The organism is Tolypothrix sp. PCC 7712 (assembly GCF_025860405.1).
In the GTDB taxonomy this organism is placed as follows: domain Bacteria; phylum Cyanobacteriota; class Cyanobacteriia; order Cyanobacteriales; family Nostocaceae; genus Aulosira; species Aulosira diplosiphon.
Map to the genome: position 1 here is coordinate 5,976,108 of NZ_CP063785.1, position 12,826 is coordinate 5,988,933.

Annotated in this window: 10 protein-coding genes; 4 read left to right on the top strand and 6 right to left on the bottom strand. The window is 41.3% G+C overall.

Annotation, left to right across the window (positions count from 1 at the left end; translation table 11 throughout):
- Positions 1-6: 6 nt before the first annotated feature.
- Positions 7-1,092: a response regulator gene (locus HGR01_RS24505; RefSeq protein WP_045873038.1), complete on the top strand. Its 1,086-nt coding sequence runs from the start codon at positions 7-9 to the stop codon at positions 1,090-1,092.
- 281 nt (positions 1,093-1,373) lie between these two features.
- On the opposite strand, the gene HGR01_RS24510 is transcribed toward HGR01_RS24505, so the two are convergent.
- Together HGR01_RS24510 and cysE are read right to left on the bottom strand one after the other, a co-directional pair.
- Positions 1,374-2,135 (bottom strand): hypothetical protein, encoded by a 762-nt coding sequence (locus HGR01_RS24510; RefSeq protein ID WP_045873039.1) that lies wholly within the window; start codon positions 2,133-2,135, stop codon positions 1,374-1,376.
- Between the two features lie 226 nt (positions 2,136-2,361).
- Positions 2,362-3,087 (bottom strand): serine O-acetyltransferase, encoded by a 726-nt coding sequence (cysE, locus tag HGR01_RS24515; protein WP_045873040.1) that lies wholly within the window; start codon positions 3,085-3,087, stop codon positions 2,362-2,364.
- A gap of 215 nt (positions 3,088-3,302) precedes the next feature.
- Between cysE and HGR01_RS24520 the strand changes: the two genes are divergently transcribed.
- Together HGR01_RS24520 and cysK are read left to right on the top strand one after the other, a co-directional pair.
- Positions 3,303-3,758 carry an RrF2 family transcriptional regulator gene (locus HGR01_RS24520; RefSeq protein ID WP_228045445.1) on the top strand — a complete coding sequence of 152 codons (456 nt, stop codon included), beginning with the start codon at positions 3,303-3,305 and terminating at the stop codon, positions 3,756-3,758.
- A 19-nt stretch (positions 3,759-3,777) separates the two neighbouring features.
- The gene (cysK, locus tag HGR01_RS24525; RefSeq protein ID WP_045873042.1) at positions 3,778-4,740 is read left to right on the top strand and encodes a cysteine synthase A; all 963 of its coding nucleotides are present in this window, start codon (positions 3,778-3,780) and stop codon (positions 4,738-4,740) included.
- Between the two features lie 170 nt (positions 4,741-4,910).
- On the opposite strand, the gene HGR01_RS24530 is transcribed toward cysK, so the two are convergent.
- A complete protein-coding gene (locus HGR01_RS24530) occupies positions 4,911-5,570 on the bottom strand; it encodes a cadmium resistance transporter (protein WP_045873043.1) in 660 nt (219 codons plus the stop codon).
- A 677-nt stretch (positions 5,571-6,247) separates the two neighbouring features.
- Here HGR01_RS24530 and HGR01_RS24535 point away from each other — a divergent pair.
- Entirely contained in the window at positions 6,248-6,907 is a 660-nt protein-coding gene (locus HGR01_RS24535) for a cadmium resistance transporter (RefSeq protein ID WP_045873044.1), read from the top strand.
- A 75-nt stretch (positions 6,908-6,982) separates the two neighbouring features.
- Here the strand turns inward: HGR01_RS24535 and HGR01_RS24540 are convergent, their stop codons facing one another.
- The 3 genes from HGR01_RS24540 to HGR01_RS24550 form a co-directional block, all read right to left on the bottom strand.
- Positions 6,983-8,110, bottom strand: coding sequence for a hybrid sensor histidine kinase/response regulator (locus tag HGR01_RS24540; protein WP_045873045.1), 1,128 nt, complete (start codon positions 8,108-8,110; stop codon positions 6,983-6,985).
- Between the two features lie 145 nt (positions 8,111-8,255).
- Positions 8,256-8,711, bottom strand: coding sequence for a response regulator (locus tag HGR01_RS24545; RefSeq protein ID WP_045873046.1), 456 nt, complete (start codon positions 8,709-8,711; stop codon positions 8,256-8,258).
- Between the two features lie 8 nt (positions 8,712-8,719).
- Positions 8,720-12,745 (bottom strand): PAS domain S-box protein, encoded by a 4,026-nt coding sequence (locus HGR01_RS24550; protein ID WP_052335337.1) that lies wholly within the window; start codon positions 12,743-12,745, stop codon positions 8,720-8,722.
- Positions 12,746-12,826: the final 81 nt, after the last annotated feature.

A 12,826-nucleotide genomic window follows, 5' to 3' on the forward strand; every position in this document is an offset into this window, starting at 1 on the left:
TTGCCGATGGATACTAAAGCTTCTATTTTGGTAATTGATGATGAACCCGATAACTTTGATGTTGTTGAAACACTACTAGATGGTGAAAATTACCAACTATATTACGCGCCTAGTGGAAAGCAAGCCTTAGAACGCCTCGAAAGTTTTCATCCCGATGTCATCTTACTAGATGTAATGATGCCAGAAATGGATGGCATGGCAGTCTGTCGTCACATCAAATCCGATCCGCAATGGCAAGCTGTGCCAATTATTATGGTGACAGCATTAACCGATAAAGAAGATTTAGCGCGTTCTTTAGCAACTGGTGCAGATGACTTTATTAGTAAACCAGTTAATGGTGTCGAGTTACGCGCTAGAGTGAATTCTATGTTGCGGATTAAGCAGCAGTATGACAACCTGCAATCTTTGCTGAAACTGCGAGAAGACATGGTGAACATGATTGTTCATGATATGCGTAACCCGCTATCCAGTATTTTTCTCTCCACTGATATTCTGAAGTTACCAGGTTTAACACCACAAAAACTGCAACGTAAACTCGAACAAATTGCGATCGCCTCCCAGCAACTACAATTATTAATTGATAACTTGTTAATCATGGCCAAGTTAGAATCTGGCAAAATGATTCTCAACTATTCAGAAGTAGATATAGGCGAGCTGTGTTTGCTAGCTGTCGCTGATGTAGAAGCAATTACTGCTCAAAAAAACTTGAATTTAGTGACAGAATTACCCAAATTTAAAGACAATATCAAAGTTGATGCCTCTATCTTTCGGCGAGTACTAGATAATTTGCTCTCTAACGCCATTAAATTTTCACCTTCCAATTCAGAAATTATTCTGCGGGCAGAGTATTTAGAATTAGGCGGAGTAAAAGTACAAGTTGCTGATGCTGGCCCTGGAGTTGCCAAAGATTTAAGGCACAGTATTTTCGAGAAATATGAGATAGGCAATTTCATACAAAATGTTTCGCAAATTGGTTTAGGATTAGCCTTTTGCAAAATGGCAATTGAAGCACATCAAGGCAGTATAACTGTTGAAGATAATCATCCTCGCGGTACGATATTTACAGTATTTCTCGCCAAAAATGCCCAATAAAATACTTGAAGTAGATTTCATTTATATGAGGTACAAATAGGCTGGTTTTGAGGCAGGAGGCAGAGATGGGTAAGGGCACTGCACCAGTACCTTATTTTAGGCTTTGGTGCGTTGCGCTTCGCGACAACACACCCTACTTACAATACTGCTCGGTTAAGGATTTTCAAGTTGGAATTTGGTTTGGGGAAAAGGTGAAAGGGTAAGGGTTAAAGGTTTTTTCTTGCCCCTTTTCCCCTTCCCCTTTTGCCCTTAACCGACAAGTATTGACCCTACTTATGCTTTTAACCGGATAATCTCTTATCTTTAACTTGGCTAGAAGTAGCTTCTAAAAAATCAGTAAAAACTTGAATAAACTTATGTATTCCCTCACTACCGCCAGCAATTAAACCACCAGTTAATAAGGCATCTAAACAACGAAATATACTTATTTGAATAGGGTTATTTGTATCAATAATAATTAGCGGTTCGATACAGCGAATACCGATAGCGCTGATTAATAGACCGCATAATAAAGATGTCCATAGAGCGATTATTCTAGTATCTGACTTGTAAGCTAATCGTTTTCGCTCTTTTTCATTTACATCTTTAATTCTGGTAGTTAAATCATCAATATGGGGTTGTAACTTAGTCAGTACATCTGTTGGCGTTTGACTAAAATTTTGGATTAGTTGCTGTTCTAAGGTGCTGCCACCTGACTCATTCACAATAATAGGATTAGGGTCTAAAGGCGGTATCTGATTTTCTGATTGCTGCTCTGGGATCAGCTTTTTTCGTTCGACAATTATGGCATTTTGTTGTTGAATACTCATTTCTAACTGTTCTGTAGTCGGCCCGCGCCAGGTAGTAATAAAAACTTCTAAAGAACGCTCCAATAAAAGAGAAATGAACAGAGGTAAAGTGAGTACCTGTACAACATCTTCAAAACCAAAAGATTTCAATACCAATGGTTGTGGAGATAGCCAAGCAGTAAAAGTTACTAACAGAAAACTAATAGTTATCAAGAAGAAAAATAGCGGAGATTCCAGAGAAATTTTGAGCAACATCCCTATAGTCCTGTTCTACCCACAATACCTAAGACATAGGGAAATGGAGAATAGCAGGAAGAAATGGGGATTGGGGAACTCGGGGCCCCCTCTGGGGATAAGGGGTAATGGGGACTGGGGATTGGGGATTGGGGATTGGGGACTGGGGATTGGGGAGATGAGGGAGAAATTTCTATTACCAATTACCCATTACCAAATGACAAATGACAAATGACAAATGACAAATTTAGATTCCCGCACCATCTAGAAAGTCTTCGATGACGCGATCGCTTTCGGTTGTACTGGGGTGGGGTTCGGGGATATGTACGTGAATGGGCGAAAGGTTTGATTCAGCTTGCAATTGTTCTAGCTGTTTATCTAAAGATTTCACTCTTTCAAATAAGGCGCGGATGGCTTCTGCTTCTACGTCCCGGACTTTACCATGAGCGAGAATATCGCCACTGAGGTTGTTTTGGCGGGTTATCCTTCCGGGTATACCAACGACAGTACTATCGCTGGGTACGTCTCGCAGTACTACCGAACCTGCTCCCACACGGACGCGATCGCCTAATTGAATATTTCCCAAAACCTTAGCACCTGCACCTACAACTACATGGCTACCTAATGTGGGATGACGCTTACCGCTTTCTTTTCCTGTCCCACCAAGGGTTACGCCTTGGTAAATCAGGGCATAATCACCGATGATTGCTGTCTCACCAATTACTACTCCCATTCCGTGGTCGATAAATACACCTTTACCAATCACTGCACCCGGGTGAATTTCAATCCCCGTGAGAAACCGACTGATATGAGAAATCAATCTTGGTATGACAGGAATCCCAATTTTATAGAGCCTGTGGGCTAGGCGATGGAAGAGCAAGGCTTGCAGCCCAGGGTAACAAAACAATACCTCTAGCCAGTTACGAGCGGCGGGATCGCGCTCATAAATTGTTCGCAAATCAGTTAGCAACATACATCAGCTGTGGGTGAGATGGTTGTTGGTGGGAGGTTCTGAAATTTTTCCAAAATATTCAGACTATTTATCTGAATTTTATAAGATAATCTACGGTAAGTCGATAAAATTAGGAGTATTTGTGAAGTGAATGACGCTGCGTTTAAGCAGTAATATTTAGTTTCACATAAAACCCGGTAAATCCATCGACCAACGGTAGTATATTGAGTACAGACTTGAATAGCCAAAACTACGCTCTCCTGGATCTGTCTTCCAAAGTTGAATATGCTCTGCTGGCACTTTTAGAGTTAGCAAGCAACCACAGCAAAAAAGTTCCTCTCACCATGAGCGAAATCACTGCCAAACAGCCCATACCAGAACGTTATCTCGAACAAATTTTGACCAACCTGCGGCGTGCTGGTGTGGTGCAGAGTCAACGTGGCTCAAAAGGCGGTTTCATTTTAGTTCGTGAGCCTTGGCAAATTACCTTACTGGAGATTGTCACGGTGGTAGAAGGTGAGCGCAAAGACAAAGACAGCTCCGCATCTCCGACTCTGGAAAGGAGTTTAGTGCTGGAAGTTTGGGAGCAAGCTAATACAGCCTCAATACAGGTTTTAAATAGCTATACACTCCAAGACTTATGTCAGCAAAGAGAGACTCGTTTACAGCAGAGTCCCATGTATTACATTTAGTTACGCAGGAGTACCCCTTATGCGGATAGCCAAAGATATTACACAGTTAGTCGGACGGACTCCTTTAGTTCAATTAAATAAGATTCCCCAAGCTGCGGGCGCACTTGCTCAGATTGTGGTGAAGCTAGAAAGCATGAACCCAGCTGCTTCTGTTAAAGACAGAATTGGTGTCAGCATGGTGGAAGCGGCGGAAACAGGCGGTTGGATTGAGCCAGGAAAAACCATTTTGGTAGAACCAACCTCCGGTAATACAGGGATTGCTTTGGCAATGGTAGCCGCCGCCAAGGGCTACCATCTTATTCTAGCGATGCCTGATACGATGAGCCAGGAACGCCGCGCTATGCTCAAAGCCTATGGCGCGCAATTAGAGTTAACGCCTGGAGTGGAAGGGATGCGGGGAGCGATCGCTCGAGCGGAGGAAATCGTTGCCAACACGCCTAATGCCTATATGCTGCAGCAGTTCCGTAACCCTGCTAATCCCAAGGTTCATGCTTTAACTACCGCCGAAGAAATTTGGGCTGATACAGATGGACAGGTAGATATCCTCATCGCTGGAGTGGGAACTGGTGGAACGATTACAGGCGTTTCTGAAGTGCTTAAACAACGTAAACCCAATTTTAAAGCGATCGCAGTTGAGCCTACCAACAGCCCTGTCTTAGCAGGTGGTAAACCAGGCCCCCACAAAATCCAAGGAATTGGCCCCGGATTTGTCCCAGCAATTTACCGTCCAGATCTTGTTGATGAAGTGATTCAAGTCAGCGATGAACAGGCGATATCTTATAGCCGTCGGTTAGCCAAAGAAGAAGGATTACTATCAGGTATTTCTGCGGGTGCAGCTTTGTATGCAGCCCTTGTAGTCGCCCAGCGTCCAGAAAATGAGGGACGTTTGATTGTAATGGTGCAGCCAAGCTTCGGCGAACGCTACCTCAGCACCTCATTGTTTAGAGATCCAGAGGAAAGCGAATGGTTAAGTAAAGTCTAAATATCATGTCCGTTTAAACACTTATCATATCTGTGAAGGTCGGTAATGGGTAATGGGAAAGAAAAATGCAGTTTAACAATTACCACTTCCCAGTTCCCAATGACTAAAAAGACCAACTATATTGTAAGTAATTAGCCGGACTTGATATAATGCCTAATTTTTTCTACTGACTAGGCATTTTCATGATTTTTTAACAAAATTGTCAAACAAAGACAACTTGCACCTAGCTTTATTAGACTTAAAGCTTGACTCTTCAATACAATAAAAGCACCTAATCCCATCAGAACAAAAGGCACGATGTTGTTGCCATAGTGAATTAAGAAATTCGCTATTATTTTCTGATGGGTTAGTTGGTATGTAGCATAACACCATACTCCTAAAAGCAGAAAAAATAGAGCAATAATTATCAGTAAATTTTCTAAATTATTGTTAGCAAATAAAGGTACATAAACACTAATATTATCGCTGCCATTAGCAACAGTCAGTGATGCTACAATTGCAAGATTAGAATCTTTAGATTCGGCAATTGCTGTTACTACTTCCTCCGCTTGTTTTTCTTGCCAATTTACCAAGCTATTAATACCAATAGATAGGGGCAGTAAGCCCAGTAAGCCAATCCAATTTGGTGGTAAAATTAAGCCTCCAAAAAACCCAGGAAGACTGAGAAATATTAATATAGTGAAGCCTAAATATTGCCCAAAAATTATATGACGAGGACGGAAGTTAGGATTAATTTGGGCAAAAAACAGCAACAAAATTACAATATCATCAATATTTGTGGCGCTAAAGGCAGCAATTGCGGTGCTAATTGTTGTGATTAACTCACTCATATATTTAGGGATATGACCGAAAAAGTAAAAAGTAAAAAGTAAAAAGTGAGCCAGTGCGGTGGACGGGTTCCCCGGCATAAAGCAACTGGCGAACTCCAAAGGAGTAAAAAGGCAAAAGAAAGAAAAAGAATAATAGTCACAAGGTCACAAGCCCCTCTATACCCGAAGTTCAGAGCGCCGGAAGCCGACGCTCTGACTTCGCGCTAAATTCATTTATGGAACAAAATAGGAACATTTATTTCTCGCGCTATGCGTCTCGAAATACTACTTCCTTATTAAATCACCTATCTTGCAAAGTTCAGTTCGCCGGAAGCCGACGCTCTGACTTTGTGCTTTATTTATAGGGATTATCTTTTTAGTTTTTACTTCTTAAAACAAAACCAAAAAACTAGTTATTCAACAAAAAACTCAACAATAATTTTGGAGGGGGTTTGGGGGACGCAACCGTCCGAAGTTTTGTGGAAGGAAACCTTCCCCACAAACTTCACCCAATCGGGGGTTTGGGGGAGAATCCCCCAATTGAGCTAGCTGTTTCCACAACTGACAAATCAGTCACGAATAATCTTATCTGAACTGTATTGGGATATGAGCAAAATCCTAACTACGAGAGTATTTTATTTGACTTTGAGTAGTTCTTAATTTGGTATGGTGTAAATTGTATATTTTCATCAGCCACCATGAGCCAGCTTGGTACAGCTTTTACAGAAGGAATAATCGCTTTTGCAGCTACAAATATTGATGACATACTCATTTTACTGCTATTTTTTTCGCAAATAGATAGTAACTTTCGGCGGCGACATATTTTTATTGGTCAGTATTTTGGTTTTGCGGCGATTATTCTGGCTAGCTTACCAGGATTTTTTGGTGGTTTAGTCGTACCGCGAGAATGGATTGGATTACTGGGAATACTACCAATCGCCATTGGTATTAAGCACTTACTAGAGAGAGAAGAAGATACTACAGAAGTACAAACAGTATCTCATGATTTTACACAGACTTCACCCCATAACCGCATACTTGCTGTTATTTGGAGTATTCTGCATCCTTATACCTATAAAGTTGCAGCCGTGACAATTGCCAATGGTGGCGACAATATTAGTATATATATCCCCTTATTTGCTGGTCAGAGCCTTAGCAGCTTAGGAGTGATTTTAATAGTCTTTTTTGTGATGGTAGCAATTTGGTGTGCGATCGCTTATTTCTTAAGCCGTCATCCTACCATTGCATATATTTTAAGTCGCTACGGCAAGCACATCGTTCCTTTTGTATTGATTGGCTTGGGGGTATTTATTATGTACGAACGCGGTACATTTAGCTTACTACCTTGGTTTAAGTAAAGTATGCTCTCCCTCAAAGGTCATCACCCTCGATTTTTTAGGAGAATTATTGAGTTTTCAAATTGCATTGATAAATTAATTGAGTGTGAGATTACAGTCTCCATCAATATAAGGAATATTGACTGTAAATATTGTTCCTTTACTGACTTGACTGCTAACAGTAATTGTACCTTTATGTAAATCTACACACCGCTTGACAATTGATAAACCTAAACCAGTACCGGAGATTGTGCCTACATTCCGCGCTCGCTGGAAAGGCTGAAATAAGTTCACTTGGTCTTCTTGAGGAATACCTACTCCGTAATCTTGAATTTGAAAAATAATATCACAATCTTTGACTGTTATTTGAAAATTAATCATACTCTCTGGTGGGGAATATTTGAGAGCATTATTCAACAGATTCATCAGAATTTGGCGAATAAGTTTTTGGTCAATCTTAGTAGTCAAAGTTGTAAGTTTTTGATGATCACGAGTAGCAACAAAGACAATTCTCTGCCCGTAGATATTGGCTTCAAAATCTGCTATTAAATCATGACAAAATTTTACTAAATCTAATGTTTCTAGATTTAACTGCAACTGCTCAAGGTCAGCTAAGTTGAGCATCAATACATCATCAAGCAACTGAGTCATGTGTTTAATGGCTTTTTCAATGCGTTCTAAATGTTGCTGTTGCTTTTCTTGGCTGACACGATAGCTATAGGCTGCTAGGTATTCAGTGGAGGAGGCAATAATAGTTAAAGGTGTACGAAATTCATGGGATGCTGTAGAAATGAATCGCGCCCGCATTTGGCTGAGTTCTTTTTCTTTCCGCAAAATTTGCATCCGCTTGATAGCATACTCGACCGTTTTTACTAATAATTGGGATGAAATTTGTCCTTTTACTAAATAATCTTGTGCCCCCAAAGCTAAGGCTTCTAGAGCTAGTTTTTTATCTGGCAACCCGGTGAGGACTACAATTGGTAGATGTGGAACTGCTGCTTGCATTTGAATAACAGTATCTAGACCTTGAGAATCTGGTAATGAGAGGTCTAAAAGAATTACATCAAATTCACTATCTTGTAGTTGTTGGAGTGCAAGATGAAGTCGTTTGAAATGAGTAATCTGCCAGGAATTAGCTTCGCTATCCTGTAATATTTCTGTCAATATTGCAACATCAGCAAGATTATCTTCTACAAGCAAGACCGCCAGCATATCACTTTCCATACATCATCTCACCCACACCATCACAACGTTTCAAGTCCTAAAGTAACAAGTATTTTTTTCAGAAAATTATGATTTACAAAAATTCAAATTTATTTTGATTTTTATTTTTGCTTGACAAGCATCTTGCAATCTCAAATTAGCAATTTCAACTATTCTGATGAGCGGGTAACTCAACAAGTGCTAACCAAAAATGCTCGATTGATTTGACAACTGCTACAAATTGTTCCAGATCAACTGGTTTGACAAGGTAGCAATTAACGTTGAGCTGATAACTCTTGAGAATGTCAGTTTCAGCCGAAGAAGTGGTCAATATGACAATAGGTATGGTTTTGAGATTGTCATCTGCTTTGATTTCTGCTAGTAGTTCTCTACCATTTTTCTTGGGTAAATTTAAATCTAGCAGAATTAAATCAGGACGATTGACATCCTTATATTTGCCGCGCCTATATAAATAATCGCTGGCTTCGGCTCCATCTCGCACAATATTTAACTGATTGAGGAATTTACTTTCGCTCAGAGTTTCTGCTATCAAGACGGCATCACTTTTGGAATCTTCGACAAGTAAAATTTTGAGTACTTTTAATCGATTGTGAGATGACATATTCAGTTCTAATTCCCAATGGGAAGTGTAAAGTAAAAAGTAGCTCCTTGTCCAAGTTGCGACTCTACCCAAATTCTCCCACTATGCCGTTCTACAATCTTTTTGCAGATGGCTAATCCTAAGCCAGTACCAGAGTACTCATCACTAGCATGAAGCCGTTGAAAGATTCCGAATATTCTTTCGGCGTACTGTGGTTCGATGCCAATTCCATTATCTTGAACAGTGAACACCCACTCTTCCTGAGAATTTGCAGAAAGTGAGCTGCAATTTTCAGGGAAATGTTGCTCTGTTAATGGTAATCTATTTTTATGAGCAGAAATATATACCTTTGGAGAGAACTCACTACGGTATTTCAAGGAATTGCCAATTAAGTTTAGTAACAAATTTGACAGTTGGGTGGGATCGGCAAGCACAGTGGGTAAAGGATCGGCGGTAATTGTGGCTTGAGTTTCAGTAATGGTGATTTGCAAATCTTTTTTAACCTGTTCGAGTAAGGCATTACAATCAACTGATTGCAACCTTGGTTGATAGCGACCGGCTCTAGAGTAGGTTAATAAATCTTTGACGAGTTGCTGCATCCGGATTGCGCCATCGACAATAAACTCGATATACATATCTGCTTTCCCATCGAGTTGTCCTTGATAACGCTTTGCTAGCATTTGTGTAAAACTGGTAACTGCTCTGAGTGGCTCTTGTAAATCGTGAGAGGCGACATAAGCAAATTGTTCTAGTTCTTGATTGGAGCGTTTCAGTTCTTCTGCTAGTGTTCGGGATGATTCCTCGGCTTCTCTGAGTTCAGTAATATCGCGACTAATCGTCAAAACAGACTCAACCTCACCATTTACTCCCAACTCTGGGACTACGTAAGTTTGGTAAACTTTCCACTCATCTTGGTGGGGAACTCGAAATTCATGTATTCGCATTTTGCCTGTGGTAAAGACAGTTTCTAAAGATGCTGTCCAAAAATCAGCAATTTCTTGGGGATAGCCTAAGTCTGCGGGTTTTTTGCCCAGATAGGTTGTGACTGGAATTCCCGACTGTTGTGTACTAGCAGGGTTGACATAAAGATAACAATATTGGCGATTATGTCGGCTAATGACATCGGGTGTATTTTCTACTAATGTCCGAAATTCTTGTTCCCGTTTTTGCAGAATTGCATTAGTTTCCAGCAGTTGCTTGGTACGTTCTTGAACTTGCAGTTCTAGTTCATCCCGTGCCATTTTGAGTGTTTGCTCTGCTTGCTTTTGCAGAGTAATGTTCTGCGACATGGATAAACCTGCAAATATTTCTCCTTGCTCATTGAATAGGGGGAGTGTATGGATTTGATAAATAGACTCGCCAAAGGAAAGTTCAAAAATTGTGGTTTCTCCGGCTAATGCAGCTCGATAGTGTGGTTCTAAAACCGCACTAGTTTCTGGAGGTACGGTTTCCCAGAGAGTATGTCCCTCAAGTTGTTCTTTTGTCATCCCAACTTTGGCTATTTCTGTACCATCAGATAACAGATAGCGTAAATCACGGTCAAAAATGTTAACTCCACCATTGGGGAAGTTGTGAGCTAGGGTGCGATACAAATATTCACTCTGGCGCAGTGCTTCTTTGGCTTGTTTTTGTGGTGTAATATCATCACCAAAAATTATAATGCCACCAATTTCACCTGTAGCAGTATGCCAGGGATGAATTTCCCAGTTAATCCACTGCTGGGTGCCATTGGCGCGAGCAAACAAATCTTCATCACATCTTTCGCTGGCTCCAGCTAGACAGCGTTGATGGATTTGTCGCCAGTTCTCGGTAATTTCGGGAAAAATTTCGTAGTGCGATCGCCCAATTAGAGATTCCACTGTATCGAGATGATAGCTATCCACCCATCGTTGACTAGCTATGATGTAGCGCATATCTCGATCAAACATGGCAATCCCAGCAGGTGCATACTGGACAAATAGGCGTAAAGTGGCTTCGCTGGCTTGCAAACTCTGTTCTGCTTGTTTGCGTTCGGTAATTTCTTCACATACGGCACTGATACCAATAATGCGTTCCCCATCTTTTAATGGCAGAAAGCTTTCTAACCAAGTCCGTTGCACACCAGGTTGAGCGGGAGTTTCCCCAGTTATTTCTATATTGAGTACAGGTTCGCCTGTTGCGAAAATGGAGCGAAACATTTGTCCTGCTGCATCCGCTATATTAGGTAGCAACTCTTGTACTGTCCTACCGATATGTGCATCAATCGCCAAACCATTCATTTGGGCTAGGCGTTCATTAATCCGCACAAAGCGCAAATCTTGATCTAAAACGCTTAAGCCAATGGGGGCTGATTGATAGATAGTTTCAATTTCTGCTAATTGGCGCTGCAGCTGAATTTGATTTTCCCTTAAGGCTGCTTCTGTGCGTTTGCGTTCGGTAATATCTCGACAAACGCAAAATCGCAGAATCTCTCCTTCCCACTCCACGACGTTGAAGCTAATTTCGGCATCGTAGACTGAGCCATCTTTGCGACGATGCTGAGTTTCTAAAATCCCACTGTTGTAATTCGTGCAGTCTTGCATCATTTGCTGTAGCTGGGCATCGCTACACTGAGCATCCCAATCAAAAATACTGAGTTTAGCAATTTCTTGGCAATTATACCCCAACATTGCCGCATATCGGGGATTGGCATCTAATACTTTACCTTCTTTGTCTAAAATGACAATGCCATCAAAGGAGGTTTTAAACAGGGTTTGAATCCGCAGAGATTCTTTGGCTAACCTTTGTTCAGCCTGTTTACGCTCCGAAATATCTTCAAAGGCGCTGACAGTGGCGATAATTTGCCCATCTTGATCTAGAATTGGCGCTGCACTCACAGATAACAGGGTGAATGTGCCATCACCTCGGCGGTAGTGTATTTCTTCACCTTTAATGACTTCGCCAGAAAGCAGCGAACGGGCTAGGGGGTACTCTTGCGGTTGATAAGGTTGCCCATCTTCGTGAATTGCACCGTATTTAATGTACTCTTGGTAAGTCTGGGCTGGTAATATTGGATGGCGCAACAGTCTGACGGCTTCTTGATTGTGAAACAGTTGTTTTCCCGAAGGAGCCTCTGCGATCGCCACACCTAAAGGCATTTGTTGCAGGACTTGTTCTAAGCGGCTGCGTTCCGCTTCTAATTGTTGTAGTAGTTGATTGCGTTCGGTTTCGGCTTTTTTGCGCTCAGTAATATCTCGTACTGCCGAAATCCTCACACTCCGCCCTTGATAAAAGCTTTGTTTACCTACTACCTCTAATTGAATGAGGGTGCCATCTTTTTTAATCCCAGTAATTTCATAAGGCAGTTCATACTGGTTCTCAATATGATGCAACAAAGTTTCCTGGGATTCCGGCGTGAGAAAATCGGTTGCTGATTTACCGATTACTTCTTCTAAGGTATAACCAAACATTCGGGCGAACCCAGCATTAGCTTCAATAATTTTCCCCTGCTCTTTCATCAAAATGCCTTCAAACATGGCATCCACTAAAGCAGAAAATCGCATTTGGCTTTCTTGAGATGCTTGTTCTGCTCTTTGACGTTCTGCAATTTCTCGACGCAGGGATTCATTAATGGCTGCTAAATCCTGGGTTTTAGCTGTAACTCTGGCTTCTAATTCCTCAGTTAGTAGGCGTAATGCTGCTTCTGCTTGCTGGCGTTCTGTAATGTCTCTGGTAGTACTAATGACTGCCTCAATTTCTCCGTCATTTCCCTCAATGGGAGAAATCACATATTCGTAGTACCTGACTCCATTAACGGTGGGGAAACTCGTTTCACCTCTCATCGCAATTCCCGTATGCAATACAGATTTGCGTTGCAGATCGTAAACTTCCATGATGTCAGCCGGAAATCCTAACTCCTGCCAAGTTTTCCCCAGCAATTGCGCCTGTTCTAAACCCAAAGCTGCTAACCCGGCTGGACTGGCATAAAGATAGCGTAAGTTGCGATCGCTAATATATATATGATCGGTAGAGGCTGCTAAAACCCGATCTATCAGCCCGATCTGCTCTGAGAAAATAGAATTCTCTTCGCTTGCCATTACAGTATCCTCAAAAGTTTCGCTGGTAAGCTAATGCACATCTAACATTTAGATTGCATATTTTTTTGTTGGGGTTGTCAA

Excerpts from the sequence above, each read along its gene's own strand:
- HGR01_RS24545 (WP_045873046.1), bottom strand. The coding sequence starts at position 8,711 with ATGTCATCTCACAATCGATTAAAAGTACTCAAAATTTTACTTGTCGAA.
- cysK (WP_045873042.1), top strand. The coding sequence starts at position 3,778 with ATGCGGATAGCCAAAGATATTACACAGTTAGTCGGACGGACTCCTTTA.
- HGR01_RS24540 (WP_045873045.1), bottom strand. The coding sequence starts at position 8,110 with ATGGAAAGTGATATGCTGGCGGTCTTGCTTGTAGAAGATAATCTTGCT.
- HGR01_RS24535 (WP_045873044.1), top strand. The coding sequence starts at position 6,248 with ATGAGCCAGCTTGGTACAGCTTTTACAGAAGGAATAATCGCTTTTGCA.
- cysE (WP_045873040.1), bottom strand. The coding sequence starts at position 3,087 with ATGTTGCTAACTGATTTGCGAACAATTTATGAGCGCGATCCCGCCGCT.
- HGR01_RS24510 (WP_045873039.1), bottom strand. The coding sequence starts at position 2,135 with ATGTTGCTCAAAATTTCTCTGGAATCTCCGCTATTTTTCTTCTTGATA.
- HGR01_RS24505 (WP_045873038.1), top strand. The coding sequence starts at position 7 with ATGGATACTAAAGCTTCTATTTTGGTAATTGATGATGAACCCGATAAC.
- HGR01_RS24530 (WP_045873043.1), bottom strand. The coding sequence starts at position 5,570 with ATGAGTGAGTTAATCACAACAATTAGCACCGCAATTGCTGCCTTTAGC.
- HGR01_RS24550 (WP_052335337.1), bottom strand. The coding sequence starts at position 12,745 with ATGGCAAGCGAAGAGAATTCTATTTTCTCAGAGCAGATCGGGCTGATA.